At 64.6% G+C, this 26669-nt stretch carries 26 protein-coding genes and 1 riboswitch; of the genes, 12 read left to right on the top strand and 14 right to left on the bottom strand.

The window, feature by feature from the left end; translation table 11 throughout:
* Positions 1 to 103: 103 nt before the first annotated feature.
* From metF to metK, 6 genes are all read right to left on the bottom strand, one after another.
* Positions 104 to 946, bottom strand: coding sequence for a methylenetetrahydrofolate reductase [NAD(P)H] (gene metF / locus QOL82_RS06730; protein WP_283441478.1), 843 nt, complete (start codon positions 944 to 946; stop codon positions 104 to 106).
* Positions 946 to 1287, bottom strand: coding sequence for a phage holin family protein (locus QOL82_RS06725; protein WP_283441477.1), 342 nt, complete (start codon positions 1285 to 1287; stop codon positions 946 to 948). Before QOL82_RS06725 ends, metF begins: the two co-directional genes overlap by 1 nt.
* 69 nt (positions 1288 to 1356) lie before the next feature.
* Positions 1357 to 2799 carry an adenosylhomocysteinase gene (gene ahcY / locus QOL82_RS06720; protein WP_283441476.1) on the bottom strand — a complete coding sequence of 481 codons (1443 nt, stop codon included), beginning with the start codon at positions 2797 to 2799 and terminating at the stop codon, positions 1357 to 1359.
* A 33-nt stretch (positions 2800 to 2832) separates the two neighbouring features.
* Positions 2833 to 2909, bottom strand: a riboswitch (S-adenosyl-L-homocysteine riboswitch).
* 43 nt (positions 2910 to 2952) lie between these two features.
* Entirely contained in the window at positions 2953 to 3417 is a 465-nt protein-coding gene (locus QOL82_RS06715) for a hypothetical protein (protein ID WP_283441475.1), read from the bottom strand.
* Between the two features lie 78 nt (positions 3418 to 3495).
* Positions 3496 to 4356, bottom strand: coding sequence for a M14 family murein peptide amidase A (locus QOL82_RS06710; RefSeq protein WP_283441474.1), 861 nt, complete (start codon positions 4354 to 4356; stop codon positions 3496 to 3498).
* A 2-nt stretch (positions 4357 to 4358) separates the two neighbouring features.
* Positions 4359 to 5519, bottom strand: coding sequence for a methionine adenosyltransferase (gene metK, locus QOL82_RS06705; protein WP_283441473.1), 1161 nt, complete (start codon positions 5517 to 5519; stop codon positions 4359 to 4361).
* Between the two features lie 170 nt (positions 5520 to 5689).
* Between metK and QOL82_RS06700 the strand changes: the two genes are divergently transcribed.
* The 9 genes from QOL82_RS06700 (at position 5690) to QOL82_RS06660 (ending at position 14324) form a co-directional block, all read left to right on the top strand.
* The gene (locus tag QOL82_RS06700) at positions 5690 to 6541 is read left to right on the top strand and encodes a lysophospholipid acyltransferase family protein (protein ID WP_283441472.1); all 852 of its coding nucleotides are present in this window, start codon (positions 5690 to 5692) and stop codon (positions 6539 to 6541) included.
* Positions 6538 to 7509 (top strand): LpxL/LpxP family acyltransferase, encoded by a 972-nt coding sequence (locus tag QOL82_RS06695; RefSeq protein ID WP_283441471.1) that lies wholly within the window; start codon positions 6538 to 6540, stop codon positions 7507 to 7509. Before QOL82_RS06700 ends, QOL82_RS06695 begins: the two co-directional genes overlap by 4 nt.
* Before the next feature lie 11 nt (positions 7510 to 7520).
* The gene (gene dapF / locus QOL82_RS06690) at positions 7521 to 8372 is read left to right on the top strand and encodes a diaminopimelate epimerase (protein WP_283441470.1); all 852 of its coding nucleotides are present in this window, start codon (positions 7521 to 7523) and stop codon (positions 8370 to 8372) included.
* 44 nt (positions 8373 to 8416) lie between these two features.
* Complete coding sequence (locus QOL82_RS06685) at positions 8417 to 9079, top strand: DUF484 family protein (protein ID WP_283441469.1); 663 nt, start codon at positions 8417 to 8419, stop codon at positions 9077 to 9079.
* Between the two features lie 7 nt (positions 9080 to 9086).
* Complete coding sequence (locus tag QOL82_RS06680; protein WP_283441468.1) at positions 9087 to 10076, top strand: tyrosine recombinase XerC; 990 nt, start codon at positions 9087 to 9089, stop codon at positions 10074 to 10076.
* A gap of 40 nt (positions 10077 to 10116) precedes the next feature.
* A complete protein-coding gene (locus QOL82_RS06675) occupies positions 10117 to 11136 on the top strand; it encodes a CobW family GTP-binding protein (protein ID WP_283441467.1) in 1020 nt (339 codons plus the stop codon).
* Positions 11137 to 11398: 262 nt separating this feature from the next.
* Entirely contained in the window at positions 11399 to 11845 is a 447-nt protein-coding gene (gene dksA / locus QOL82_RS06670; protein ID WP_283441466.1) for an RNA polymerase-binding protein DksA, read from the top strand.
* A complete protein-coding gene (locus QOL82_RS06665) occupies positions 11842 to 12234 on the top strand; it encodes a hypothetical protein (protein WP_283441465.1) in 393 nt (130 codons plus the stop codon). Before dksA ends, QOL82_RS06665 begins: the two co-directional genes overlap by 4 nt.
* Before the next feature lie 95 nt (positions 12235 to 12329).
* A complete protein-coding gene (locus QOL82_RS06660; RefSeq protein WP_283441464.1) occupies positions 12330 to 14324 on the top strand; it encodes a TonB-dependent receptor in 1995 nt (664 codons plus the stop codon).
* Between the two features lie 269 nt (positions 14325 to 14593).
* On the opposite strand, the gene msrQ is transcribed toward QOL82_RS06660, so the two are convergent.
* The 5 genes from msrQ to QOL82_RS06635 all read right to left on the bottom strand — a co-directional run bounded on the left by msrQ (position 14594) and on the right by QOL82_RS06635 (position 20447).
* The gene (msrQ, locus tag QOL82_RS06655) at positions 14594 to 15238 is read right to left on the bottom strand and encodes a protein-methionine-sulfoxide reductase heme-binding subunit MsrQ (protein WP_283441463.1); all 645 of its coding nucleotides are present in this window, start codon (positions 15236 to 15238) and stop codon (positions 14594 to 14596) included.
* Positions 15238 to 16212 (bottom strand): protein-methionine-sulfoxide reductase catalytic subunit MsrP, encoded by a 975-nt coding sequence (msrP, locus tag QOL82_RS06650; RefSeq protein WP_283441462.1) that lies wholly within the window; start codon positions 16210 to 16212, stop codon positions 15238 to 15240. Before msrP ends, msrQ begins: the two co-directional genes overlap by 1 nt.
* 90 nt (positions 16213 to 16302) lie before the next feature.
* Positions 16303 to 17460: a c-type cytochrome biogenesis protein CcsB gene (gene ccsB, locus QOL82_RS06645; protein ID WP_283441461.1), complete on the bottom strand. Its 1158-nt coding sequence runs from the start codon at positions 17458 to 17460 to the stop codon at positions 16303 to 16305.
* Positions 17461 to 17588: 128 nt separating this feature from the next.
* A complete protein-coding gene (locus tag QOL82_RS06640) occupies positions 17589 to 19682 on the bottom strand; it encodes a cytochrome c biogenesis protein ResB (RefSeq protein WP_283441460.1) in 2094 nt (697 codons plus the stop codon).
* A 105-nt stretch (positions 19683 to 19787) separates the two neighbouring features.
* Positions 19788 to 20447 (bottom strand): c-type cytochrome, encoded by a 660-nt coding sequence (locus tag QOL82_RS06635; protein WP_283441459.1) that lies wholly within the window; start codon positions 20445 to 20447, stop codon positions 19788 to 19790.
* A gap of 153 nt (positions 20448 to 20600) precedes the next feature.
* On the opposite strand from QOL82_RS06635, the gene yihA reads away from it, so the two are divergent.
* The 3 genes from yihA (at position 20601) to QOL82_RS06620 (ending at position 23666) form a co-directional block, all read left to right on the top strand.
* Positions 20601 to 21335: a ribosome biogenesis GTP-binding protein YihA/YsxC gene (gene yihA, locus QOL82_RS06630; RefSeq protein WP_283441458.1), complete on the top strand. Its 735-nt coding sequence runs from the start codon at positions 20601 to 20603 to the stop codon at positions 21333 to 21335.
* 180 nt (positions 21336 to 21515) lie between these two features.
* A complete protein-coding gene (gene hemB / locus QOL82_RS06625) occupies positions 21516 to 22532 on the top strand; it encodes a porphobilinogen synthase (protein ID WP_283441457.1) in 1017 nt (338 codons plus the stop codon).
* A gap of 18 nt (positions 22533 to 22550) precedes the next feature.
* Entirely contained in the window at positions 22551 to 23666 is a 1116-nt protein-coding gene (locus QOL82_RS06620; protein ID WP_283441456.1) for a magnesium transporter CorA family protein, read from the top strand.
* A 93-nt stretch (positions 23667 to 23759) separates the two neighbouring features.
* Here the strand turns inward: QOL82_RS06620 and QOL82_RS06615 are convergent, their stop codons facing one another.
* The 3 genes from QOL82_RS06615 to cutA all read right to left on the bottom strand — a co-directional run bounded on the left by QOL82_RS06615 (position 23760) and on the right by cutA (position 26666).
* Positions 23760 to 24398 carry a peroxiredoxin gene (locus QOL82_RS06615; RefSeq protein WP_283441455.1) on the bottom strand — a complete coding sequence of 213 codons (639 nt, stop codon included), beginning with the start codon at positions 24396 to 24398 and terminating at the stop codon, positions 23760 to 23762.
* Positions 24399 to 24505: 107 nt separating this feature from the next.
* A complete protein-coding gene (gene dsbD / locus QOL82_RS06610; RefSeq protein WP_430438449.1) occupies positions 24506 to 26341 on the bottom strand; it encodes a protein-disulfide reductase DsbD in 1836 nt (611 codons plus the stop codon).
* Positions 26334 to 26666 (bottom strand): divalent-cation tolerance protein CutA, encoded by a 333-nt coding sequence (gene cutA / locus QOL82_RS06605; RefSeq protein ID WP_283441454.1) that lies wholly within the window; start codon positions 26664 to 26666, stop codon positions 26334 to 26336. The genes dsbD and cutA overlap by 8 nt, the downstream gene beginning before the upstream one ends.
* Positions 26667 to 26669: the final 3 nt, after the last annotated feature.

Here is a 26669-nt window from a genome sequence, read left to right as displayed (position 1 = left end):
GGAGATGGAGAAAAATGTTAGGTAGCTTGCCAACCCGAATCCGTTCCTTCAGCGCGGCATGCGGCGATGCCTGGCTTGATATTTCACTAATCCACCGCTTGCGCTACAAGCCCAGCCGCTTCCATATGGCCGTCGTCGGCCCTGCCTGGTTCAGCGTATAGAAATGCAGCCCGGGCGCGCCGCCCGCCAGCAGCCGTTCGCACAGTTGCGTCACCACGTCCAGGCCGAATGCCTTCAGCGACGCGGTGTCGTCGGCATAGCCGGCCAGCTTCAGCCGTATCCAGCGCGGAATCTCGGCGCCGCACATGTCGGAAAAGCGCATCAGCTGGGTGTAGTTGGTGATCGGCATGATGCCTGCCACCACCGGCACGTCCACGCCCAGTGCGCGGGCGTCATCGACGAAGCGGAAATAGGCATCGGCGTTATAGAAATACTGGGTGATGGCGGCGTCGGCGCCGGCTTTCACCTTGCCGGCAAAATGGCGCAGGTCTTCCTGCGCGGACCTGGCTTGCGGATGCACTTCCGGGTAGGCGGCGGTCTCGATATGGAACCAGTCGCCGGTCTCGGCGCGGATGAATTCGATCAGCTGGCTGGCATAGGCAAACTCGCCGGACGAGGCGTCCAGCATGCCGTAGCCGCTGGGCAGGTCGCCGCGCAGCGCGACCACGCGGCGAATGCCGTGCGCCTGGTACTCGGCCAGCATCGCGCGCAGTTCGTCGCGATTGCGGCCGATGCAGGACAGGTGCGGCGCGGCTTCGTGGCCTTCGGCGCTGATCTCGAACACGGTGTCGCGGGTGCCGGACTGCGTGGAGCCGCCGGCGCCGAAGGTGACGGAAAAATAGCGTGGCTTGAGCTGCGCCAGTTCGGCACGGGTGGCGCGCAGCTTTTGCGCGCCTTCCGGCGTCTTGGGCGGGAACAGCTCGATGCTGTAAGTGTTCTCGGACATTATTTTCTCAACAGTAAGGCCGATAGCCCCCAGGAAATCACGCTGTAGATCAGCGCGCCGCCCACCGCGGACCAGAAGCCGGCCACGGCGAAACCGCCGACCAGGTTGGCGACCAGCCAGAACATCAGGCCGTTGATGACGAAGATGAACAGGCCGAGCGTGACCAGCGTGACCGGCAGCGTCAGCAGCACGAGTATGGGGCGTATCAGGGTATTGACCAGGGCAAGGATCAGCGCGGCGACGAGCGCGGTGCCAAGGTCCTGCACGTAGACCGTGCGGAGAATGTAGGGCACGGCAAACAGGGCGATGGTATTGATCAGCCAGGCTAACAGCAGTCGCATGCGTGCTCCTCGGTGGACTCCAACGATACGGCGGGCAAAAAAAGGGCGGCTCGCGCCGCCCAGCCAGTCTTAGTAGCGGTAATGCTCGGGCTTGAACGGGCCTTCCTTCGACACGCCGATGTAGCCGGCCTGCTCGTCGGTCAGCTCGGTCAGCTGCGCATTGAGCTTCTTCAGCTGCAGGCGCGCCACTTTTTCATCCAGGTGCTTGGGCAGCGTGTAGACGCCGACCGGGTACCTGTCGGTGTTGACGAACAGTTCGATCTGGGCGATGGTCTGGTTCGCGAACGACGAGCTCATCACGTAGGACGGATGGCCGGTGCCGCAGCCCAGGTTCACCAGCCGGCCTTCGGCCAGCAGGATGATGCGCTTGCCGTCCGGGAAGATCACGTGATCGACTTGCGGCTTGATGTTTTCCCAGGTGTGCTCGCGCAGCGCGGCGACTTCGATTTCATTGTCGAAGTGGCCGATGTTGCAGACGATCGCCTGGTCCTTCATCTTCTTCATGTGCTCATGGGTGATCACATGGTAGTTGCCGGTGGCGGTGACGAAGATGTCGGCATGCTCGGCCGCGTAATCCATGGTCACGACGCGGTAGCCTTCCATTGCCGCCTGCAGCGCGCAGATCGGGTCGACTTCGGTGACCCAGACCTGTGCGGACAACGCACGCAGCGCTTGGGCCGAACCCTTGCCCACGTCGCCATAGCCGGCCACGACAGCGACCTTGCCAGCGATCATCACGTCGGTCGCGCGCTTGATGCCGTCCACCAGCGACTCGCGGCAGCCGTACAGGTTGTCGAACTTGGACTTGGTGACCGAATCGTTGACGTTGATGGCCGGGAACGCCAGCTTCAGGTCGCGGTGCATCTGGTACAGGCGATGCACGCCGGTCGTGGTTTCCTCGGTCACGCCCTTGATCTCGGCCAGGCGGGTCGAATACCAGCCGGGTTGCGATGCAAGGCGTTTCTTGATCGAGTTGAACAGGCAGACCTCTTCTTCCGAGCCCGGGTTCTCGAGCACCGATGCATCCTTTTCAGCGCGCGTGCCGAGGTGCAGCAGCAGCGTGGCGTCGCCGCCGTCGTCGAGGATCATGTTCGAATACTGTGGACCTTCAGCGGTGTCCGGCCATTCGAAGATGCGATGGGTGAATTCCCAGTAGTCGTCCAGCGATTCGCCCTTGAACGCGAAGACCGGGGTGCCGGCGTCGGCGATGGCCGCGGCGGCGTGATCCTGGGTCGAGTAGATGTTGCACGACGCCCAGCGCACCTTCGCGCCCAGCGCTTCGAGCGTCTGGATCAGCACGGCGGTCTGGATGGTCATGTGGATGGAACCGGTGATGCGCGCGCCCTTGAGCGGCTGGGCGGCGGCGTATTCCTCGCGGATTGCCATCAGGCCGGGCATTTCGGTCTCGGCGATGCGGATTTCCTTGTGGCCCCAGCTTGCCAGGGACAGGTCGGCTACGACGTAGTCGGTGAAATCAGCGTTGGATTTTGGTGCTTGTGGCAGGGCGCTCATCACGCCTCCTTTCTGTAAAAAACCAAGAAAAAAGTCACGTGAGCGCGGTTGCGGTGTTGATACGCCAAGCCTGGCAGGATGACCACCCTGTCGCAACGCTCCTTGACGAACCGCGAATTTTAACGGAAAAACCCGCGGCTGTCAGGGACAGGCTTACCAGCCCTGGTATTGCCGGCCGCCAGCCTCGGGAATGAAATGCTGCGGGTCCTGCTTTGCGAGCCTGTCGCTTATTCTTGCTTTCATCTCGCCAAGCGCGGCGGCGCTGGATGCGTCATTGGCGGCCGCCAGGCTTTTCTGCAATGTTTTCACCTCTGTCCGCAACGCATTCAGGCCCGCGGTGCTGCCGGTGAATTTCAGCCGGACCGAAAACACCAGGATGGCGAAGCGGGTTGAAAACGGCACGCTGCCGGACGCCTTCCCTGCGATGGGCTTGCCAAGCCCGTCGGCCAATTGCTGCCTGGGCGAACGCATGCCGATCGGCATCGGCTGCGTGCGCTGCACCTTCTGCGCCCTTTGCTCGCCCGCCCGCGTCTCTGCTTTGCCGATAGCCAGATTGGCAGGAAAGACATAATCTGCGAATTTTTTAAAGATGTTGTTTGCCGGAACTAGGATACTCATGGGAACCTCGAAGCAGTTAAAGACCGGCTTCAGTCCCCGCTGCCGCCCTTAACGTTCCAGCAGCGCACGCCGGCTTGTTTACGGCCGCGCATCCGCCAGCTTCTGCGCGGTCACGCTTCGCCCTACCCAGTTGAGCATGTCGCGCCAGATCCGGTCCACTTCGGCATCCTTGGGCATGTCCTGCGCATGCGGCAGTTCGATCGTCACGACCGGCACCTTGCGCTGGCCGCCGCCGTAGTTGCCGAGCGAGCCCGGATAGACGCCGATCGGGTCGTAGCGCAGCAGGCCGAAACGGTTGGGCGGGGCTGCCGGACCGTCGAAGTCGAGCAGGCCGAACGGTGCATGGACCGAGATGATCAGGTCGGGCTGGAAGCGGCGTATTTCATCGTCCAGCCAGCGGCTTTCCGGCTCGGACAGGGCCGAGCGCCCCGGATACCTGCGCGGGTCGCGGCCGGTGACGCGGTTCCAGTAGCGGTCGGTTTCGCGCTGCCAGTCCGGGGTCGGGAAATTGCGGTTGAGGTCGACGCCGCGCGCGTTGACGCGGGTTTTCTGCCTGGCCAGCATGCCGTCCGGATTGACCACCGGCGCAATGCTCCAGCTGAACTGGCGCGCGGTCGGCGTCTGCATGTTGCGCATCCAGCGGAAGATGATGGCCGACGAGGTGGGCTCATCGCCATGGATGCCGCCCAGCAGCAAGATGCGCACCGGCTTGGCCTTGTCGGCCGGCTGCGCCGGTATGCGGCGCACCAGCAGGGGCACGCCCTTGACCGAGCGGCCGCCGCCCGGCGCAAGCATCTGCGCCTGGCAGTCGGACGCGGCCACGCCGGGCAGCGCCTGGCTGATCTGCACGCAATGCGCCGACGGCTGGGCCGCATGCGCCGGCAACGCAGCGGCGGCCCAGCACGCAGCCAGCGCCGCCGCCGTTGCGCGGACTCGCACGTTCAGCCGACGCTGGCGCGCAGCGCTTCGGCCTTGTCGGTCCGTTCCCAGCTGAACTCCGGCTCCTCGCGGCCGAAATGGCCGTAGGCGGCGGTCTTGCTGTAGATCGGGCGCAGCAGGTCCAGCATCTGCACGATGCCTTTCGGACGCAGGTCGAAATGTTCCCTGACCAGTTCGGCGATCTTTTCATCGCTGATCTTGCCGGTGCCGAAGGTGGTGACCATGACCGAGGTCGGCTTGGCGACGCCGATCGCATACGAGATCTGGATCTGGCAGCGCTCGGCGAGGCCGGCGGCGACGATGTTCTTGGCGACGTAGCGGCCCGCATAGGCGGCCGAGCGGTCGACCTTGGACGGGTCCTTGCCGGAGAACGCGCCGCCGCCGTGGGGCGCAGCGCCGCCGTAGGTGTCGACGATGATCTTGCGGCCGGTCAGGCCGCAGTCGCCCTGCGGGCCGCCGATGACGAAGCGGCCGGTCGGGTTGATCAGGAAGCGGGTGCCGTTGAGCCATTCCTGCGGCACCACCGGCTTGATGATCATCTCGATCGCGGCTTCCTCGATCTGCTTGTGCTCCATCTCGGGCGCATGCTGGGTCGACAGCACGATGGTGTCGATGCCGACCGGGCGGCCGTCGACGTAGCGCAGCGTGACCTGCGACTTGGCGTCCGGGCGCAGCCATGGCAGGCGGCCATCCTTGCGCAGCTGCGACTGGCGCTCGACGATGCGGTGCGCGTAATGGATCGCGGCGGGCATCAGTTCCGGCGTTTCATTGCAGGCGTAGCCGAACATCAGGCCCTGGTCGCCGGCGCCTTGGTCGAGGTCGATGCCGCGGCCTTCGTCGACGCCCTGCGCGATGTCGGGCGACTGCTTGTCGTAGCAGACCATGACCGCGCAGCTCTTGTAGTCGATGCCGAAGTCGGCATTGTCGTAGCCGATGCGCTTCAGCGTATCGCGGGCGACGCCGATGTAGTCGACGTTGGCATGCGCGGTGATTTCGCCGGCCAGCACCACCAGGCCGGTGTTGCACAGGGTCTCGGCGGCGACGCGCGCCTTCGGGTCCTGCTCGAAGATGGCGTCTAGGATCGCGTCGGAAATCTGGTCGGCTACCTTGTCGGGATGGCCTTCGGAGACGGATTCGGAGGTAAAGAGGTATTCGTGTGCCATGCAGGCTCCATGAAAGTGATAGTCGAAAAGTCGCGGCCTATCTATGAGCCTGCGACGCTTTAGCGAGATTTGTAGGCCGCCTCGCAAGTTGTCTGTTAACTCGGCGGATAAAACTTCGTGCTATTTTACGCGTCTTGAAAAAAACGCGCAAAACGCTGACGTCTTCCTTAATGCTTGTCAACCTATTCCGCCTGCTGTCGCGCCTGCCGCTGCCAGTGCTGCACCTGACCGGCGCCGCGCTCGGCTGGCTGGTCTATGCCGCCTCCCCTTCCTACCGCCGCCGCCTGAACGCGCACCTGCAGCGCGCCGGCTACAGCGGCCTGCGCAGCAGCGCCATCGCCGAAGCCGGCAAGAGTTTGATGGAACTGCCTTTCGTCTGGTGCGGCCCGGCGCGGCGGGTGCTGCCGGTTGCCCATATCGAGAGCCTGGACCTGCCGCGGGCCGCGCTGGCCGAGGGCCGCGGCCTGATCTTCCTGACGCCGCACCTGGGCTGCTTCGAGATCCTGGCGCAGGCGGTGGCCGAGCACATCCCGCTGACCGTGCTGTACCGGCCGCCGCGCAAGGAGGCGCTGAAGCCGCTGCTGGAAGTGGCCCGGGCGCGGCCGGCCATGCGGCTGGCGCCGGCCAACCTGTCGGGCGTGCGCATGCTGCTGAAGACGCTGAAAGGCGGCCAGGCGATCGGGCTGCTGCCGGACCAGGTGCCGCAGCAGGGCGAAGGCGCGTGGGCCGACTTCTACGGCAAGCCGGCCTACACGATGACGCTGCCGGCCAAGCTGCACCAGATGAGCGGCGCGCCCATCCTGCTGGCCTATGCGGAAAGGCTGAAGCACGGGCGCGGCTACGAGCTGCGCTTCGTGCGCTTCGAGGAAAACCTGTCGGGCACGCCGGAGCAGCAGGCGCGCAGCATCAACGCGGCGATGGAAAAGCTGATCGCGCTGTGCCCGGCGCAGTACTTCTGGAGCTATAACCGCTACAAGACGCCACCCGGCGTGGCGCCGGCCGCAGTGGCGTCGCCGTCATGAGGCTGCTGCTGGCATTGATGTGGCTGCTGCACTGGCTGCCGCTGCCGCTGCTGGGCCGCCTCGGCACCGGCGTCGGCAGCCTGCTCTACCTCGTGATGGGCCCGCGCCGCCACATCACGCAGACCAACCTGCGGCTGTGCATGCCGGAACTGTCCGAGCGCGAACGCAATGCGCTCGCCCGCCGCCACTTCCAGCATTACGCCCGCAGCGTGCTGGAGCGCGGCGTGCTCTGGTGGGGTTCGACCGCGCGGCTGCGGCGGCTGATACAGGTGGAGCCTGGCGTGCCCGACGTGCCCGGCGCGAAGGACGTGCAGGACGTGCAACGCGAGCCTGGCGTGCCGCTGGCGCAGATCGGCGCCGGACCGACCATTTTGCTGTGCCCGCATTTCGTCTGCCTCGATGTCGCCGGCGTGGCGGTGATGCTGGAGTCGTCGCTGTGCTCGATCTATACCGCGCAGCGCGACCCGGTGTTCGACGGCGCGCTGCGCCGCGGCCGCACCCGTTTCCGGCCGATCGAGCTGGTGTCGCGCGCGGCCGGCATCAAGCCCATCATCCGCGCGATGCGCCGCGGCCTGCCCTACTTCATGCTGCCCGACCTCGACTTCGGCGCCAGGGACGCGCTGTTCGTGCCCTTCTTCGGCGTGCCGGCCGCCACGCTGACCGCGCCGGCCCGCATTGCCGCGGCGACCGGCGCGAAAGTGATCCCGGTGGTGGCGACCTTCCTGCCCGGCTACCGCGGCTGGAAGGTGCGCTTCTTTCCGGCCTGGGACGATTATCCGGGCGACGACCTGGCGGTTTCCGCGCGCCGGATGAATGCGTTCATCGAGGCGCGCGTCAGGGAGGCGCCGGGCGAATATTTTTGGGCGCACAAGCGTTTCAAGACCCGCCCGCCAGGCGTGCCCGACGTGTATGATGCCTCGTCCGATTCCACCGTCCCGATGGCGACCGACCCAGCGGACGGCTACTGAATTTCCCTGCCATGAAACTCAAGTTCACCAAGATGCACGGCGCCGGCAATGACTTCGTGGTCATCGACGCCACCGCCCAGGAAATTGCCTTCACGCCGGCGCAGTGGCAGCGCCTTGCCGACCGCCGTTTCGGCGTCGGCGCCGACCAGATGCTGGTGGTCGAAAAGGCGCAGACGCCGGGCATCGATTTCCGCTACCGCATCTACAACAGCGACGGCGGCGAGGTGGAGCAGTGCGGCAACGGCGCGCGCGCCTTCGTCCGCTACGTGACCGAAAAAGGCCTGACCGCCAAGCGCGCGATCCGCGTCGAGACCCTGTCCGGCGTGATCGAGCCGCGGATGGAAGACGACGGCGGCATCACGGTCGACATGGGCGCGCCGGTGCTGGAGGCGGCGCGGGTGCCGTTCGACGCCAGCGGCCTCCAGGGCCAACCGCAGAACGACGACACGCTGTGGCCGCTGGACGTGAACGGCCATACGGTGCTGGTGTCGGCGGTCTCGATGGGCAATCCGCATGCGGTGCAGTTGGTCGACGATGTCGACGCCGCGCCGGTGCTGCAGGACGGCCCGGCGATCGAGCATCATCCGCGCTTCCCGAAGCGGGTCAACGCCGGCTTCATGCAGGTCGTCGACCGCCACGCGATACGCCTCAGGGTATTCGAGCGCAGCGCCGGCGAAACCCTGGCCTGCGGCACCGGAGCCTGCGCGGCAGTGGTGGCCGGCATCCGGCGCGGCCTGCTGGCGTCGCCGGTGCGGGTCGGGACCCGCGGCGGCGAACTGTCCATCGCCTGGGCCGGCGGCAATGCGCCGGTGCTGCTGACCGGTCCCGCGGTCACCGTGTTCGACGGCGAAATCGAACTCTGACGACACACCATCCCCTAATCCGCTTTCATTCTCCGAAAACCGTCATGTCCATGGAATCCACCACCGTCGCCGCCTACCTTGCCAGCCATCCGGATTTCTTCGAGGAGCACACGGAGCTGCTGTCGTCGGTGCGCCTGTCCAGCGGCCTGTCCGGGCGCGCCATCTCGCTGCAGGAGCGGCAGATGGAAGTGCTGCGGGAAAAGTACAAGCAGCTGGAACTGAAGATGTCCACGCTGATGCGCAACGGCCAGGAAAACGACGCGATCGCCGAAAAATTCCAGCAGTGGACCTGCAGCCTGCTGGCCAGCCGGCATGACACCGAGCTGCCGCGCATCCTGGTCGACGGCCTGCGCAACCGTTTCGACGTGCCGCAGGTCACGCTGCGGCTGTGGGGCGTCGGCGCCGACCATGCGAACGCCTGGTTCGCCAAACCGGTCTCGGGCGACATCCGCATATTCGCAAACGGCCTGGATGCGCCGTTCTGCGGCCCCAACAACGACTTCGAGGCCGCCGGCTGGCTCGACGATGCGGGCACGGTGAAATCCATCGCGATGCTGCCGCTGCGCGCGCCCGGCGCACAGCAGGCGTTCGGCATGCTGGTGCTGGGTTCGCCCGATGCGCAGCGCTTCTCGGAAACCATGTCGACCGATTTCCTGATCCGCTTCGCCGCCACCGCCAGCGCCGCGCTGGCCAGCCTGCTGGCCTGAGGCCGCGATGAGCGCGCAGCAACGCCAGGCCCATTACCACGGCTACCTGCAGAACCTGGCGACGCAGCGCCGGCTGTCGCCGCACACGGTCGAAGGCTACCGGCGCGACCTGGCAGAACTGGAACGGCTGGTCGCGGCGGCATTCGCGCCGCCGGCCGCCGCACCCGCGCTGGAAGCGCTGGACCATTTCCATATCCGCAAATTCGCGTCGCAGATGCATGGCGCCGGCCTGCATCCGCGCTCGATCGCGCGCCGGCTGTCGGCTTGGCGCGGCTTTTTCAACTGGCTGTCCGAGCAGCTGCCGCTGGCGGCCAACCCGGTCGACGGCGTGCGGCCGCCCAAGCGCGGCAAGCCCCTGCCCAAGGCGCTGTCGGCCGACGACGCGGTGCAGCTGGTATCGAACAGCCGTCCCGGCCGCGACCCGCTGGCGCCCGACCAGCTATGCGACCGTGCGATGTTCGAGCTGCTCTACTCCAGCGGCCTGCGGGTGTCGGAGCTGGTGTCGCTGGACGCCGGCTATGTGCAGGAAGGCGGCTACACGTCGCCCGGCTGGATCGATTACGCCGGCGGCGAAGTCACCGTCACCGGCAAGGGAAGCAAGAAGCGGGTGGTGCCGGTCGGCGCCGCCGCGCTGGACGCGCTGCGCGCCTGGCTGACTGTCCGGCCGCAGCTGCTGCGCGCCGATGCCGGGGCCGACACCGCGCGGCACGCGCTGTTCCTGTCGCTGCGCGGCAAGCGCATGACGCCGCGCATGGTGCAGGTGCGCATCAAGGCGCATGCGCTGGCGCTGGGCATACCGACCGACGTGCATCCGCATGTGCTGCGGCATTCGTTCGCCTCGCATGTGCTGCAGTCGTCCGGCGACCTGCGCGCGGTGCAGGAGATGCTGGGCCATGCGTCTATATCGTCAACCCAGGTATATACGTCGCTCGACTTCCAGCGGCTGGCGCAGGTGTATGATGCGGCCCATCCGCGCGCCAGGAAGCGCGACGCCTGATCTCCCTTACCGACACTGCCAGATACTGCGCGACACAGCCATGATCCCGACCACCATCCTGACCGGCTTTCTCGGCGCCGGCAAAACCACGCTGCTGAACCGACTGCTCAAGGAGCCGCACGGCTACAAGATCGCGGTCATCGAGAACGAGTTCGGCGCCGAAAACATCGACAACGAGATCCTGGTGCAGGACAGCACCGAGCAGATCGTCGAGATGAACAACGGCTGCATCTGCTGCACGGTGCGCGGCGACCTGATCAGCGCGCTGTCGTCGCTGGCGATCCGGCGCAATGCCGGCGAGCTGCACTTCGACCACGTGGTGATCGAGACCACCGGCCTCGCCAACCCCGGCCCGGTCGCGCAGACCTTCTTCATGGACGAGGAAATCAGCCTGCATTACATGCTGGACGCGGTGATCACCGTGGTCGATGCGCGGCACGCGATGACCCAGCTCGACGAACGCGAGGAAGCGCAGCGCCAGGTCGGTTTCGCCGACCGCATCCTGCTGTCCAAGACCGACCTGTGCAGCGCCGGCGATGTCGCGACGCTGGTGGCGCGGCTGAAGCGCATGAACCCGCGTGCGCCCATCGGCAGCAACGGCCTGGAAGGCGAACCGGTCGCCAGCCTGCTCGACCTGCGCGGCTTCAGGCTCAACGACAAGCTCGACATCGACCCGGACTTCCTGGCGGCCGAGACGCAGGAGGACGGCCACGTGCATGACGAGCACTGCGGCCATGACCACCACCACCATCATGGCCATACGGACGATATCGCCGCGTTCGTCTTTCGCAGCACGCGGCCGTTCGATACCGCGCGGCTGGACAACTTCCTGGGCGGCCTGATCCAGGTGTTCGGTCCGCGGCTGCTGCGTTACAAGGGCATACTGTATATGGAGGGCGCGGACCGGAAAGTCGTGTTCCAGGGCGTGCACCAGACCATGGGGTCGGATATCGGCGCACCGTGGCTGGATGGCGAGGAGCGCGGCAGCAAGATGGTGTTCATCGGCGTGAGCCTGCCGCAGTCCACCATTCTTCAGGGACTGGAGCAGTGTTTGATATAAACTATCGCGGTTTTTCCAGATGTGACAAGCAGTCACCGGCGCCTGCAACATTGTTGAAATAAAGATTCAACATGCTTACAGTCTGTAATGCAATAAGATGGCCGATTTTCATCATCCCTGGCCGGCATTGACAAAAGAATTACCGGGAGCTACTTAATGCTTTGACAGCATTATTCATTCCGGCATACTACTGAGCAGCAACAAAACGTTTGTCCGTTTAACGGATACATTTGACTAAACCGTAGTTTCGAAAGTTACCGAAGTGGCAACCAAGACAACCAAACCGACCGTCGCCGACGATGCCTTGCTCACCGAAGAAGAAATTCTGAAGATGGGCGAGAAGGATTACATGAATGCCGCACAGCTGGCGTTTTTCCGCGCCCGTCTGCAACAGCTTGAAAAGGACTTGCTCAAGAATGCCGGCGAGACGACCGAGCACCTGCGGGAAACCGTGCTGGTGCCCGATCCTGCGGACCGCGCGACGATCGAGGAAGAGCATGCGCTGGAACTGCGCACGCGCGACCGCGAACGCAAGCTGCTGAAAAAGGTGCAGCAATCGATCGCCTCGATCGACACCGGCGACTACGGCTGGTGCGAGGAAACCGGCGAGCCGATCGGCATACCGCGCCTGCTGGCACGTCCCACCGCCACGCTGTCGCTGGAAGCCCAGCAGCGCCGCGAACTGAAACAGAAACTGTACGGCGATTGAATCCCGTACGCATCTCCGTCTCCAGCCGCAGCGCCCTGGTGCTGCTGATGCTGTGCTGCCTGCTGGGCGCGCAGTGGCTGGGACTGGGACACCGGGTGTCGCACGCCGGCTGGGGCGTCCCCGGGCAGGCGGCGAAGGCTGCCGTTTTCAGTAGCGGCGCAAGCAATGCAGGCAGCACAAGCAGCAGTATCGGCAAAATCGGCGACATCGACCTGCGCCACTCGTGCGCCGCGTTCGACGACGCCACCCTCCCCGCGCTGCTGACCACGCCGCCTTACCGGGCGCCGCTGTTGCCGGCAGCCAGCGTGCTGGCGCTGTGGGCTGCATTCCTGTCGTGGAACCAGCCGTTCTCCTGCCATTTCCAGTCCCGCGCACCACCCCTTTCCTGAACGTTTTCCGGCTCCCTTGATGCTGCCGCGCCGTCCCGCTTGACGGGATTGCCGGCCGCCACGTTTTCGCCCCAAATCGATTTTCAGGAAAAACCATGCAATTCCAACGTTCCACCATGGCGCGCGCCGTCCTGCTCGCTTGCGTCGCCTATGCCCAATCCGCACACACCGTCCATGCGGCCGATGCGCTGCCCGAAGTCGTCGTCACCACCAGCCCGCTGGCCGGCAGCGCAGGCGAGCAGATCCTGACGCCTGCCCGCGTCGTGTCCGGCGACGAACTGCGCGACCGCCAGGCCGCCACGCTGGGCGAGACGCTGTCCCATGAACTGGGCGTGTCCGGCTCCGCATTCGGCGCCGGGGCGTCGCGGCCCATCATCCGCGGCCTGGACGGCGCCCGCGTGAAGATGCTGCAAAACGGCATGTCGTTATCCGACGTCTCGACGCTGTCGAACGACCATGCAGTGGCGACCGAGACGGCAACCGCACGCCAGATCGAGATCCTGCGCGGCCCGGCTGCCCTGCTCTATGGTTCAGGTGCGATAGGCGGGCTGGTCAATGTGATCAACGACCGCATTCCAACCAGCCTCGCGCCGGCGCCTACCGGCGAAGCCGAAGTGCGCTACGGCAGCGTCGACCAGTCCAAGAGCCTGTCGCTGTCGCTGGACGGCGCCGCCGGCGCGGTCGGCCTGCATGTCGACGGTGATGTGCGCAACGCAATCGACTACCGGATACCCGGCAACGCGGTACAGGACGATCCGGCATCCGCGTCAGGCCGGCTGCCGAATTCCTTTGCCCGGCAGAACAATGTCGGCTTCGGCCTCTCCACCGTCCAGTCCTGGGGCTACATCGGCGCGTCGGCATCCACGCTGGACAAGCGCTATGGCATCCCGACCGAGGAGCAGGCCCAGATCGACATGCACCAGAATCGCTATGACATCGACGGCCTGGTCCGCAAGCCCTTCGCCGGCGTTGAAAGTGTTCGTCTACGTATGGGATACACCGATTACCGGCATGACGAACTCGACGCCGAGGGCGTGCCGCAAACCAATTTCAAGAACAGGGCGCTGGAAACACGGCTGGAACTGACGCATGAGCGCCTTGCCGGCTGGCGCGGCACGCTGGGCATGCAGGCCAACAACGAACGGTTTTCGGCGCTGGCCGCCGACGGCAGCGGCGCTACCGTGCCGGCAACCCGGTCCAATACCGTCGCCGGCTTCCTGGTGGAGGAAAAGGATGTCGGCCCGGTGCGCCTGAGCGCCGGCGCCCGGCTGGAGTCGGTCAAGCGCGAGCCGGACAACCTGCGCGACCGCCGCTTCAACCTTGGTTCCGGTTCGATCGGCGGCCTGTGGGCATTCCAGCCGGGCTACGGCCTCGGCCTGACCGGGTCGCTGGCGCAGCGCGCGCCGTCGACCGAAGAACTCTATTCGCGCGGACCGCACGAGGCGACCGGCACCTATGACATCGGCGACCAGGACTTCGCGCGCGAAACGTCGCGCAATCTCGAACTCAGCCTGCAAAAGACCGACGGCCTGGTGCGCTGGAAAGCCAACCTGTTCTATAACCGCGTCAAGAATTTCGTCTATGGCGACATCACCGGCGCCCAGGTGGACGCCAGCGGCACTGCCGGCGGCGAATTCAACGAGCGCATCTTCCGCCAGGGCGACGCCACGATACGCGGCGCCGAAGCCGAGATTTCCTACAATCCGCGCGGCGCAGGCTGGTCCGGCCGTGTGTTCGCCGACACTTCCCGCGGCACGCTGGAGAATGCCGGCAACCTGCCGCTGCAGCCGGCCAGCCGGGCCGGCGTCGACGTCAATTACCGGCAGGGTCCGTGGCGCGGCAGCATGACCGTGCTGCGCGCATTGCGGCAGGACAGGCTGGCCGTCTTCGAGACCAGCGCCACGCCCGCTTATACCCAGCTCGACGCCAGCGTGGCGTACACGCAGAGCCTCGGCCGCTATGACGTGACCTGGTTCCTGATAGGCAGGAACCTGCTGAACCAGGACATCCGTTATTCGACATCGGTCCTGAAGGACGAGGTGCCGCAGCCTGGGCGCAACCTGATCGTGGGCGTGCGGACCGCGTTCTAGCGCGGCGGGAAAGGTTTAACACCAATTCCGTTTCAGAAGGTGCGATGAAACTCCGGAGGGTGGACGTAGGGTGTAATAAGCGCAAGCGCATTACACCACTGGCCAATCAACGACCATCGCCTGTTCGCAACGAACGGTGTAATGCGCTGCGCTTATTACACCCTACGAGGCGCGCAGACGCATCGGAAGCATCGGTCTCATCCGGGACGCGATGCCCTGGGATGTGTAGGAAGCTGCCTTGCCAAAGGTCGGCAGGACAGGCGGATTGCCTATCCTGCCGCCGGCGACCTGGCGGCGGCGCGCTGGCCGAACCGCCAGTACACCCGCGCCAGCAGCAGCGCCGCGACGATCAGGCCGAACAGGATGGGCTGCGAGAAATCGTTCTTGCCGGCCTTCATCCACCAGTAATGCAGGATACCCAATGGCGCGACCAGGTAGATCAGCCGGTGCAGCCACTGCCAGCGCTTGCCGCCCAGCCGCTTGATCATTGCATTGGTGCTGGTCGCCGCCAGCGGGATCAGGAGGACGAACGCGGTGAATCCCACGGTGATGAAAGGCCGCTTGACCACGTCCTTCAGCATTTCCGCGACATCGAAGAAATGGTCGAACCAGAGAAACGTCATGAAGTGCAGCGCCGCGTAAAAGAACGCGAACAGGCCGATCATGCGCCGCAGCCGGATCAGCCAGTTCCACCCGGTCAGCCGCCGCAGCGGCGTCACCGCCAGCGTGATGCACAGGAAATACAGCGTCCAGTCCCCGGTATTGCGGGTAATGAATTCGACCGGATTGGCGCCCAGCCAGTCATTGATCGTGTACACCACCAGCCGCAGGAAAGGCAGCGTCGCGACGATGAAGAGCACGACCTTCAGGCGCCGCAGCTGCGCCGGATTCAGGCTCGACAGCGAGGTCGCCATTAGAACAGTTTTCGCAGGTCCATGCCGGTGTACAGGCTGGCGACCTCGTTATAGCCGTTGAACATCAGCGTCTTGCGCTTCTTCGCAAACAGCCCGTCCTCGCCGATGCGGCGCTCGCTGGCCTGCGACCAGCGCGGATGGTCGACCTCGGGATTGACGTTGGAATAAAAGCCGTATTCGGATGCGGCCGCCAGGTTCCACGCGGTTTTCGGCTGCTCCTTGGTGAAGCGCACCTTGACGATGGACTTGGCCGACTTGAAGCCATATTTCCAGGGCACCACGATGCGCACCGGCGCGCCGTTCTGGTTGGGCAGGACTTCGCCGTACATGCCCACGGTGAGGAGCGTCAGCGGATGCATCGCTTCGTCCATGCGCAAGCCTTCGACATACGGCCATTTCAGCACCGGGCTGCCGAGGCCGGGCATCTGCGCCTTGTCGGCCAGCGTGACGAACTCGACGTACTTGGCGTCGCCGGTCGGCTCGGCCTTCTTGATCAGTTCGGAAAGCGAGTAGCCGACCCAGGGCACCACCATCGACCAGCCTTCGACGCACCGCAGCCGGTAGACCCGTTCTTCCAGCGGCGCCAGCTTCATCAGGCTGTCGAGGTCCAGCGTCATCGGCTTCTTGACCTCGCCCTCGATCGCAAGCGTCCACGGCCGGGTTTTCAGCGTGCCGGCATTGCGGGCCGGATCGGCCTTGTCGGTGCCGAACTCGTAGTAGTTGTTGTAGGTGCTGGCATCCTTGAACGAGGTCTGCTTGTCCATCACCACGAAGGCCGGATTGGGCTTGGCAGCGAGCTTTTGCCCGGCCTGCGCGAACGCTTCGCGGTTGACCATTTCCAGCAGCGCCCCGCCGGCGATGGAGCCGACCGCCATCTGGCGGATAAAGGTGCGGCGCGACTCGAACACCTCGCGCGGCGTGATTTCGGACGAATACGGCAGGTCGATGCCGTTGGGGCCGCGTTTGATCAGCATGTTTGTTGCTCCGGAGTCTGTTTTTCGACTGGAGCACAGTACACCAAAATCGACGCAGCCGCTGTGCCCCGGTCTTGCGGAAATCGCGCCCTACAGTTCGCCGTAGGAATGCAGGCCGGACAGGAACATGTTGACGCCAAGGAAAGCAAATGTCGTCACCAAGAGGCCGACTACCGACCACCAAGCGGCGATCTGGCCGCGCAAGCCCTTCATCAGCCGCATGTGCAGCCAGGCTGCATAGTTCAGCCAGACGATCAGCGCCCAGGTTTCCTTCGGATCCCATGACCAGTAGCCGCCCCACGCTTCGGCCGCCCACAGGCCGCCGAGAATGGTGGCGATGGTGAAGAAGGCAAAGCCGACCGCGATCGACTTGTACATCACGTCGTCCAGCAGCTCGAGCGACGGCAGCCGGTCGGCCAGGATGCCATTCGACTTGCACAGGTAAGCCACGCCCACCATCGCGGCCAGCGCAAACGTGCCGTAGCCGATGAAGTTCGCCGGCACGTGGATCTTCATCCACCAGCTTTGCAGCGCAGGCACCAGCGGCTGGATCTCGGCCGCATTGCGGGTGACCGTGTACCACAGCAGGAAGCCGACCGCGGCCGAGACGATCAGCATGACGAAGGCGCCCAGCTGACGGGTTGCATATCGTTGTTCGTAGTACAGGTAGAACAGCGCGGTGATCATGCAGAACAGGATGAAGACTTCGTACAGGTTCGAAACCGGGATGTGGCCGACATCCGCACCGACCAGGTAGGACTCGTACCAGCGCACCAGCATGCCGGTGAATCCCAGCACCACGGCGGCCCAGCACAGCTTGCTGCCGATGGCGGCGCCGAAGTCCGAACGGGCAATCAGCCCGCCCCAGTAGAACAGCGTCGACAGGAAGAACAGCGTGCTCATCCACAGGATGGCCGACTGGCTCGACAGCATGTACTTCAGGAAGAATTTGGTGTTGGCCATGTCCAGCGAGCCGGCATACATCGAGATCGCCGACAGCGACAGCAAGGCCAGCAGCGGCATCAGCCATCGCACCGACTTCCAGTGCCAGCCCAGCCAGGCAAAGGTCGGCGCGGCCAGCACCAGGATGGCCTGCTCGTAATAGTCCATGTGATGGCCATAGCGATTCAGCGCGAACAGCGCACCGGCAAGCAAGGCCAGCGCGTACAGCCAGTCGATGACGGTGAGCCGCCGGAAGAATCCGGCCGGGCGGGTGTAGGCAACGTTGCCTTGTTGGGTGAGTTCCATGCGGTTTCTCCGGTTGTGCCGCGTCGTCGGCAGCACCTTGGTGCAATGTTCCTGGGCAGGCGGCAAGTATAGTGGATAGTGCCGGCCCGCCGCTTGCGCCGTGCGCAGGCTCGCCTGTGAGCCTGCGGCTAGCGGTCCTGCCCGTGCAGCAGCCCTGTCTTCAGCGTATCAAATTCCTTGTCGAAGTCCAGGCTGCGGCGCTGGGTGCTCATCGCCATCAGCGCATGCGCCCTGCCGTCTTCGGCATTCCTGACCCATACCCAGACCCGGCGCTCGCGGATGTACAGCATCGCGAACACGCCCAGCACCAGAAACAGGCAGCCCAGGTAGACCACGTTCTTGCCCGGCGAGCGCGTGACCTGCAGCACCGATGCCTTGATCTCGTCGAAGCCGTCCAGGTTCATGTAGACCGGCGCGCCGTAGAAGAAGGCATCGGCATATGCGTTCGTCGCCAGTTGCAGGAAACGCGCATGCTTTTCGTCGCTGTCGACCGGCTTCAGGCCGTCTTTCTCGCGCGCCACCTGCCACAGTTCCCACATGCCGCCGTTGAGTATCTTCATGAAGATGTCGGCGGCCTTTTCCTGCTCTGCCGCCGGCACCCGCTCCAGGAAACGGGCCACCGCGACATAGCCGGATTCGGTCGTGTTTCCGGCGAAAATGTCCATGCCTTTCTGCGCCGATTCCTTGAGCTGCGTGCGGACCGTCTCGCTGCTGCCCGGCATCGCGCGCGCCGCATAGCGTTCGGCAGCCTGCGCCCGCAGCGCCGGGTTCTGGATCGCCGCGCGCAGCCGCATCCACTCGGCGACCGAGTCGTTGTCGTCGGCCGGGATGCGCAGGTAGCGGAACGGCTCGTTCGGGTTTTCGCGCACGCCGGACAGGTAGACCCAGGCGCCATCGGCCAGCACCGGCTGCATGTAGTTGTGGAATTCCCGCGCCTGTCCGGTCTTGTCGCGCAGCTTGTACTGCACGCTGGGGCCGACGTTTTTCAGGTCCTTGGTGTTGGTGCCCTTGCCCGCCGAGCCGAGCTGCTGCTGCAGGCTGTCGGCCAGCGACTTGTTCTTGGTGACGGCGCGCAGGTCCTGTCCGCTCTGGGCCATGTTCTCGACATTGAACGGACGGAAACCCGACCACTCCACCGTATATTCGCCCGACTGGCTGCCCGTGAGCGGCGTCGATCCGCCGACTTCGCCTTCGAGCTTGAAGCCGGCGGCAAGCGGCCCGGTCATCGGGTAACCCGCCAGCTTGAGCTTGGTGCCGCCATCCTCGAAACTGGACTGGTAGAGCGCGAGGCCCTTGTAGATCAGCGGCTGGTTGACCTTGATCGTCGCCGGGAAGGTTTCGCCGGTTACATGGTCGGTCACCTGGACTTCGCTGGCGAACAGCTTGGGCATGCCGGTCGAATAGAAGTCGATGATGAAGCGGTTCAGCTTGACGGTGAACGGCAGGTCCTGGATCAGCACGCCATTCTGCCGCGCGATGATGGCGGTGGCGCTGGTGCCGCCCTCGGGAATGAGCATGTTGCCGCGGAAAGTCGGGTTGCCCAGGCCCAGCCGGTGCTGCGCCGGAATCTGGGCGATCACGCCATTGCCGGCAAACGGCGTCTTGCCGTAGGCCCATTCCTGGAAGCGGATGCTGAGGTCGGAATCGAGCAGGCCACCGACGCAGATGATGACGATTGCGCTGTGGGCGAAGATATAGCCCCACTTGTTGGCGGCGCCCTTCTTGGCGGTGATCAGCGTCGCCTGCTCCTTCTGCACGACCTTGACCCGGTAGCCATGCGCACTTATCCGCTCGGCCGTTTGCCGCACCAGCTGCGCCTGGTCCTGCGCATCATGCCATTCGGCCTTGTGATGGAAATTGCGCAGCGACTGTTCGCGCACGTTCTCGCGCCAGCTGCGCATGTCGGCCAGCATGCGCGGCGCATTGCGCACGATGCACAGCGAGGTCGACATGACCAGGAATGCCAGGATCAGCAGGAACCACCAGGCCGAATACACCGAGTAAAGGCCCAGCTTGCCGAACACGTCGAACCAGAACGGGCCGAACTGGTTGACGTAATTGGGCATCGGCTCGTTCTGCTTCAGCACGGTGCCGATCACCGACGCAATCGCCAGCACGGAAAGCAGGCTGATCGCAAAACGCATCGACGACAGCAGTTCGATGGCGCTGGCCAGCGCACGCCGTTCGGTCTTCAGTTGTATGCCTGCGGTGCTCGTGCTCATGTCGGTCGGTTCATTTCCGCTTGCGCGCTGCGCGCGTCAACGCGTTATAAAAACAAAAGGGGCAGCCTTGGCCACCCCCGCATGCATGCCTTCTTGTTTTTTGTTTTATTTCAGACCGGCAATGTAGTCCGATACCGCGGCGATCTCGTCGTCGGACAGGCGCTTGGCGATGGTGGTCATCTGGGCGCTGTTGTTGCGGGTGCCTGCGCGGAAGGCGGTCAGCTGCGCGCCGGTGTATTCCTGGTGCTGGCCGGCCAGCCGGGCAAATTGCGCCGGGATGCCTGCGCCGCTCGCGCCGTGGCAGCTAGCGCATGCCGGCACGTTCTTCTCCGCGATGCCGCCGCGGTAGATCTTCTTGCCAAGGTCGATGCTGGCCTTGTTCTTGGCCGCGCCCGGCTTGGGCTGCTGCTTGTCCAGCCAGGCGGCGATATTGTGCATGTCCTGTTCCGTCAGCGCCTTGGAAATCGGCGACATGATGGGATTGTTGCGTTCCGGCGTGCGGAAGTTCATCAACTGCTTGTAGGTGTACGGCTCGTGCTGGGCCGACAGCTTGGGGTTCTGGACGATGGTGGAATTGCCGGCGGCGCCGTGGCAGGAAACGCATGCCGGGATATTGCGGGACGTGTCGCCGTTGGTAAAGATGGTTTCACCCTTTGCAGGATCAGCCTTGACGACTTTGGCTTCTTCCGCTGCGCTGGCTATGGAAGACACGGCGAGCAATGCAACGAACAAGGATTTTGCAAACGGTAGAAACGCACGATTCATTCAGACACCCTGAGGCTTGATTTTAGATTTTGCGCTGTCGCCAACAGTGCTTGCGAACATTTCAAAAACCTGTTGGAGAGGCAGCATTTAACCCCTTATTGTACAATAGCTTTCCGGCTTTTCGCCTCTCCAGCAGCATTTTCTGTACAAACCATGTCCCAACTCTGGCAGGCACGCTTCTTCACCACCGTCAATCACCTGCGCGATCTGCCCGGGACGCAAGTCCCCGAGATCGCGTTCGCCGGCCGCTCCAACGCCGGCAAATCGACGGCCATCAACGTATTGTGCAACCAGAAAAAACTGGCCTTCGCATCGAAGACGCCGGGCCGCACGCAGCATATCAATTATTTTTCCATCGGCGGCGCGCATGTCGGCCAGCATCGCAAGGACGAGACCCGGGTCGATGAAATCCGCGGCCTGCTGGTCGACCTTCCCGGTTATGGCTACGCCGAAGTCTCGGGCAACGCGAAGCTCCACTGGCAGGCGCTGCTGGGCGACTATGTGCAGCGGCGCGCGCAGCTGGCCGCGCTGGTGCTGATCGTCGATTCGCGCCGCCCGTTCACGGAACTGGACATCCAGATGCTCGAATGGTTTGCGCCGACCGGCAAGCCCATCCATTGCATCCTGACCAAGTCCGACAAGCTCAACCGCAACGACGCGACCAACGCGCTGCGGCAGGCGCAGACCATCCTGGCCAGCTACGTGATGGAGGACGGCAGTCCCTGCCCGTTCACCGTGCAGCTGTTTTCCGCGCTCAAGCGCACCGGCCTGGACGAGGCGACCGACCGTATCGAAACCTTGCTGGGACTGAACCTGCCGGCGCCGGAACAGGCCGCGCCGGATTTGCCGGATGCGCCGCAAGCCGCGGATGACGCAGCGCAGGCATAAAAAAACCCTGGAGAAAGGGGAGTATCTCCAGGGTAGTAACGCCTTATCGTTCAGAACGAAAGGCCCCGCTCAGGGAGGAGAAGCGGGAGGCACTTGATGCACCTGTCGGTATGAGATGCATCGCTGCGAAAAGTTTCAAATTCTTTTACCCTTCTATCGAGATTTCTTCCGAGAACAGCCATGGCCCAAAACCCGCTACCACCGCAGTTTCCCGCCATCCGGATGCGCCGCATGCGCAAGGATGCGTTTTCCCGCGCGATGATGCGCGAGAATGTCATCACCCCAGCCGACCTGATCTACCCGGTATTCCTGCTTGACGGAAAGAACCAGTGCGAAAAGGTGTCGTCGATGCCCGGCGTCGAGCGGATGTCCATCGACCACCTGATCGGCGTGGCGGAAGAATGCGTCGCGCTCGGCATCCCGGTGATGGCGCTGTTCCCGGTCATCAATCCGGCGCTGAAAACCCCGGACGGCATCGAGGCGACCAATCCGAAAGGCCTGATCCCGCGCGCGGTGCGCGAACTCAAGCAGCGCTTCCCCGAACTCGGCCTGCTGACCGACGTGGCGCTGGACCCGTACACCAGCCACGGCCAGGACGGCGTGCTCAGCAATGACGGCTACGTGCTGAACGACGAGACCACCAGCATCCTGGTGCGCCAGGCGCTCACGCAGGCCGAGGCCGGCGTCGACATCGTGGCGCCGTCGGACATGATGGACGGCCGCATCGGCGCGATCCGCAGCGCGCTGGAGTCGCACCACTACATCCACACCCGCATCATGGCGTATTCGGCCAAGTATGCTTCGGCCTTCTACGGCCCGTTCCGGGACGCGGTCGGCTCGTCGGCGACGCTGGGCAAGGCCAACAAGGCGACCTACCAGATGGACCCCGCCAACAGCGACGAGGCGCTGCGCGAAGTCGCGCTTGACCTGGCCGAGGGCGCGGACATGGTGATGGTCAAGCCCGGCATGCCTTACCTCGACATCGTGCGGCGGGTGAAGGACGAGTTCCGGGTGCCGACCTTCGCCTACCAGGTCAGCGGCGAGTACGCGATGATCCAGGCGGCCGCCCAGAATGGCTGGCTGGACCATGACAAGACCATGATGGAATCCATCATGGCATTCAAGCGGGCTGGCGCCGACGGCGTGCTGACCTATTTCGCGCTCGATGTGGCGCGGCGCCTGAAGCACAATCCCTGATCGACCGGCGCCGCCTGCATGGATATTTTCCTGATTACCGACACGCAGGTACGCCTTCTCGACGAAGTGCCCGCCGCCCAGCCGCAGCAGGGTTTCCTGTGGCTGGATGCGACGCACGAGGAAGTGGTCGCCGCTCCCGAGGCCTGGCGCGCAGCCGTCGAGCGTGTCACCGGCGTCCACCTGTACGACCCCCACCTGACCGACGCCGTCAACGTGCGCCACCCGTCCTATTTCGATTCCACGCAGGACTACGAAATGGTGGTGTTCCGCAAGCTTGCGCTGAATGGCGAGTCAGCCGCCAATGCCGAGCAGGCCAAGGTCTCCGCCAACGTGACCAAACTCGCCACCCGGCCTGTCACCTTCGTCGTGATGGACAGTGCGCTGGTCACCGTCAGGGCATCGCACAGCCGCACGATAGAAAGCGCGCGCACCCGGCTGCTGGAATACCGCCCCAAGGCCAATGGCAACAACCATAGCGGCCGCCCGCCTTCTTCGCCGCGCGAACTGATGCTGCGGCTGCTCAACGCGATGGTCGACCAGTATCTCGACCTGCGCCAGCCGCTGTCGCTGCAGATCGACCGCTGGCAGCGCGCGCTGCTCAATACCCAGCGTCCGTTCAACGACTGGCTCGCGCTGCTCGATGCGCGCATCGAACTGCGCAAGCTCGATCATCTCTGCGAGGAACAGCATGATGCGCTGCAGGAATTGCGCGACCATTTCGTCGACACCTTCCATGGCCAGGACAACAGCCGCGCCAGCGACCTGTTGCTGGTGCGCATCAACGACGTGATGGAGCACATCACCCGCGTGCTCAACCACGCGCGCCGGCTCGAGTCGTCGATCGAGTCGGCGGTGCAGATCCATTTTGCCGCGATGGCGCACCGGACCAGCGAGATCATGCGCACGCTGACCGTGATCACCGCGCTGTTCATGCCGCTGACGCTGATCACCGGCATCTTCGGCATGAATTTCGAAGTAATGCCCCTATTGAAAGACCGCGCGGGCTTCTGGATCACCATGGGTGCGATGGTGGTGATGGTCGCAGTGCTGCTGTTCTTCTTCCGCCGCCGGCGCTACCTGGAAGACCAGGTGCGCGAGCAGGCGCATGTCGATTCCCGGCGCAAGCCCGGCTAGCCCGCAAGCCAACCCCGGGCCGACCCAAATGAAAAACGCCCCGAGGGGCGTTTTTTGTTGCCTGTACGAAAAGGCGTGCCGCCGGAGGGCGTTTTACTTGTTCGGCTGCGGCGTCAGGCGCAGGTAAGGCTTGGCCGCCGTGTAGCCTTTCGGATACTTCTGCTTGATCACCGCCTCGTCCTGTATGGTCAGCGGGATGATCACGTCGTCGCCGTCGCGCCAGTTGCCCGGCGTCGCCACCGTGTAGCCATCAGTCAGTTGCAGCGCGTCGATGACCCGCAGCACTTCATCGAAATTGCGGCCGGTGCTCATCGGGTAGGTGATGATCAGGCGCACTTTCTTCTTCGGATCGATGACGAACAGCGAGCGCACCGTCATCGTTTCCGACTGTTCCGGATGGATCATGTCGTACAGCGTCGACACGGTCTTGTCGGCGTCGGCAATAATCGGAAAGCCGACCACGGTCTTCTGGGTCTCTTCGATATCCTTGATCCAGTCCACGTGCTTCTCGGCCGGGTCGACCGACAGCGCGATGGCCTTGACATTACGCTTGTCGAATTCGGGCTTGAGTTTGGCGGTCAGCCCGAGTTCGGTCGTGCAGACCGGCGTGAAGTCGGCGGGATGGGAGAACAGCACCACCCATGAATCTCCGGCCCACTCATGGAACTTGATGCGTCCGATGGAGGAATCCTGTTCAAAGTCCGGTGCGGTGTCGCCAAGTCGTAAGCTCATCTCGATCTCCTTCTTTGTTATTAAGACGAAAACTATAGCGCTCCTGCCCCCGGTGTTCCAACGATTTTTACCGACTATGCAAATTACCGGCGGCAGGGTTGGGCGCTTCAGCGGCCGACGACCGCCATGGACGCGAGGAAACGGTCGGCATCCTGGTAGCCGATCACGCGTCCGCCCGGCGTCTCCGCGCCGTCCTTGCCGAAAAAGATGATGCCCGGCGGGCCGAACAGCCGGAAGCGTTTGAGCAAGGCCTTGTCGTCGGCATTGTTGGCCGTGACGTCGGCTTGCAGCAGCACCATGTTGTCGAACCGGGCGCGCACCCGCGGGTCGGTGAACGTCAGCTTCTCCATTTCCTTGCAGGACACGCACCAGTCGGCATAGAAGTCGAGCATCGCCGGCTTGCCGCTGCTGGCGGCCTGCGCCAGCGCAGCGTCCAGGTCGGCCGGCGACTTGACGCGGATGAAGCGGGTCGTGTGCTGGTCGCCGCTCAGGTGCGCCAGCGGCGCCAGCGGGTCGCGGCCGCCGGTGGCGAGGCCGGCCAGCTCGACCGCGCCGAGCATCAGGAACAGCAGCCCGGCCAGCTTGCCGCCCCAGCGGGCGTCGCGCGGCAGGATCAGCCATGCGCCGTAGCCTATGCCCAGCGCCGCCCAGCCGGCCATCTGCAGCCACTCCGGCAGCACGGGCGCGACCATCCACAACGCCGCGGCCAGCATCAGCACGCCGAAGAAACGCTTGACCGCGTTCATCCAGGCACCGGCGCGCGGCAGCAGCGAACCGGCCGACAGCCCGATGATCATCAGCGGAATGCTCATGCCGATGGCCATTGCGAACAGCGCGCTGCCGCCGACCACCACGTCGCGGGTCTGGCTGATGTAGAGCAGCGCGCCGGCCAGCGGCGCGGCGACGCAGGGGCCGACGATCAGCGCCGACAGCGCGCCCATCACGAAGACGCCCGCCAGCTTGCCGGAGGTCTGCCGCTCCGAAAACTGGCTGAGCCGGGTTTGCACCGACGCCGGCATCTGCAGCTGGTAGACGCCGAACATCGACAGCGACAGCGCCGCCATCAGCAGCGCGAACGCCGACAGCACCCACGGGGTCTGCAGCGCCGCCGACAGCCCTTCGCCGAGCAGGCCTGCGGTCACGCCCAGCGCGGTGTAGACGATGGCCATGCCGAGGCTGTAGGCGGCCGACAGCGTGAATCCGCGCAGCCGGGTCGCCTTCGCGCCTTCGCCGACGATGATGAAGGACAGGATGGGCACCATCGGCAGCACGCAGGGCGTGAACGCCAGTCCCAGTCCCAGCAGCAGGAACAGCGGCATGATGGCGAGCAGGCGACCGCTCTTCAGCGAGGACTCGATGCGACCCATCTCGGAGTCGGGCGCCGCGCCGTCCAGAGCGGACGCGCCGGCGGGTGCGCTGCCGGCGGCGCCGGATGTGCCGCGCGCCGCCGACAGCAGGCCGCCGCCGCCGGTCGGCGAGAGGCTGGCCTGCGATTCCATCGGCGTGTAGCACAGGCCCTTGTCGGCGCAGCCCTGGCTGGTCGCCACCAGCCTGAAAGGTCCTGCGGCCTCGACCGGTATCGTGACGACAACGAGCTTGCGGTAAGTCTCGACGTCCTTCTGGAAGGTCTCGTCGAACTTGACCTTGCCGGCCGGGATGGCCGGCGCGCCCAGGGTCGCGCCTTCCGCCCGGAAGGCAAAGCGCTCCCGGTACATGTAGTAGCCGTCGGCAATCTGGTAGCTGACCTCGATGGTTTTCGGGTCCAGCATGCGGCTGGAAAACCGGAAGGCCGCTTCCGGCTCGAGGTAATCCTCCTCGGCATGCGCATTCGGCGCCGTCAGGCCGGCCAGCAGGGCCAGGAGAGACAGCAGCGCCGCCAACGACAGCAGCGAAAGGAACGCCGACGGCATGGACAGGCCGCGGCGCAATACACGCTTAAACATCGGTTTCTTTCCTTGTTTCCTTGACGATCCACGCCAGGTAGGCCGGCAGGCCGGCGCTGACCGGCAGGGCAATCACTTCCGGCAAGTCATACGGATGCAGCGACCGGATGGCTTCCTCAAGCGCCGCATAGCGCGCTGTCGTGGTCTTGATCAGTAGCGTCACTTCGGCAGCCTCCTCCACCGCGTCGTTCCAGCGATAGATGGACTGCACCGCGGGCAGCATGTTCACACAGGCAGCCAGGCGCTGCTCGACCAGCGCGCGCGCCAGCTGCCGTGCGCTGGCGACGTCGGACAGATTGGTGAGGACAAGCAGCGCCTGTTCCATGAT

The sequence above is a fragment of the Noviherbaspirillum suwonense genome (assembly GCF_900182955.1).
GTDB classification, from domain to species: Bacteria; Pseudomonadota; Gammaproteobacteria; order Burkholderiales; family Burkholderiaceae_D; genus Noviherbaspirillum_A; species Noviherbaspirillum_A suwonense.
The sequence above is the reverse complement of the archived record's forward strand: the minus strand, read 5'-3'. Positions and strand labels throughout refer to the sequence as shown.

Coding starts and splice junctions, on each gene's coding strand:
- metF (WP_283441478.1), bottom strand. CDS start 946: ATGTCCGAGAACACTTACAGCATCGAGCTGTTCCCGCCCAAGACGCCG.
- QOL82_RS06725 (WP_283441477.1), bottom strand. CDS start 1,287: ATGCGACTGCTGTTAGCCTGGCTGATCAATACCATCGCCCTGTTTGCC.
- ahcY (WP_283441476.1), bottom strand. CDS start 2,799: ATGAGCGCCCTGCCACAAGCACCAAAATCCAACGCTGATTTCACCGAC.
- QOL82_RS06715 (WP_283441475.1), bottom strand. CDS start 3,417: ATGAGTATCCTAGTTCCGGCAAACAACATCTTTAAAAAATTCGCAGAT.
- metK (WP_283441473.1), bottom strand. CDS start 5,519: ATGGCACACGAATACCTCTTTACCTCCGAATCCGTCTCCGAAGGCCAT.
- QOL82_RS06700 (WP_283441472.1), top strand. CDS start 5,690: ATGCTTGTCAACCTATTCCGCCTGCTGTCGCGCCTGCCGCTGCCAGTG.
- QOL82_RS06695 (WP_283441471.1), top strand. CDS start 6,538: ATGAGGCTGCTGCTGGCATTGATGTGGCTGCTGCACTGGCTGCCGCTG.
- dapF (WP_283441470.1), top strand. CDS start 7,521: ATGAAACTCAAGTTCACCAAGATGCACGGCGCCGGCAATGACTTCGTG.
- QOL82_RS06685 (WP_283441469.1), top strand. CDS start 8,417: ATGTCCATGGAATCCACCACCGTCGCCGCCTACCTTGCCAGCCATCCG.
- QOL82_RS06680 (WP_283441468.1), top strand. CDS start 9,087: ATGAGCGCGCAGCAACGCCAGGCCCATTACCACGGCTACCTGCAGAAC.
- QOL82_RS06675 (WP_283441467.1), top strand. CDS start 10,117: ATGATCCCGACCACCATCCTGACCGGCTTTCTCGGCGCCGGCAAAACC.
- QOL82_RS06660 (WP_283441464.1), top strand. CDS start 12,330: ATGCAATTCCAACGTTCCACCATGGCGCGCGCCGTCCTGCTCGCTTGC.
- msrQ (WP_283441463.1), bottom strand. CDS start 15,238: ATGGCGACCTCGCTGTCGAGCCTGAATCCGGCGCAGCTGCGGCGCCTG.
- msrP (WP_283441462.1), bottom strand. CDS start 16,212: ATGCTGATCAAACGCGGCCCCAACGGCATCGACCTGCCGTATTCGTCC.
- ccsB (WP_283441461.1), bottom strand. CDS start 17,460: ATGGAACTCACCCAACAAGGCAACGTTGCCTACACCCGCCCGGCCGGA.
- QOL82_RS06640 (WP_283441460.1), bottom strand. CDS start 19,682: ATGAGCACGAGCACCGCAGGCATACAACTGAAGACCGAACGGCGTGCG.
- QOL82_RS06635 (WP_283441459.1), bottom strand. CDS start 20,447: ATGAATCGTGCGTTTCTACCGTTTGCAAAATCCTTGTTCGTTGCATTG.
- yihA (WP_283441458.1), top strand. CDS start 20,601: ATGTCCCAACTCTGGCAGGCACGCTTCTTCACCACCGTCAATCACCTG.
- hemB (WP_283441457.1), top strand. CDS start 21,516: ATGGCCCAAAACCCGCTACCACCGCAGTTTCCCGCCATCCGGATGCGC.
- QOL82_RS06620 (WP_283441456.1), top strand. CDS start 22,551: ATGGATATTTTCCTGATTACCGACACGCAGGTACGCCTTCTCGACGAA.
- QOL82_RS06615 (WP_283441455.1), bottom strand. CDS start 24,398: ATGAGCTTACGACTTGGCGACACCGCACCGGACTTTGAACAGGATTCC.
- dsbD (WP_430438449.1), bottom strand. CDS start 26,341: ATGTTTAAGCGTGTATTGCGCCGCGGCCTGTCCATGCCGTCGGCGTTC.
- cutA (WP_283441454.1), bottom strand. CDS start 26,666: ATGGAACAGGCGCTGCTTGTCCTCACCAATCTGTCCGACGTCGCCAGC.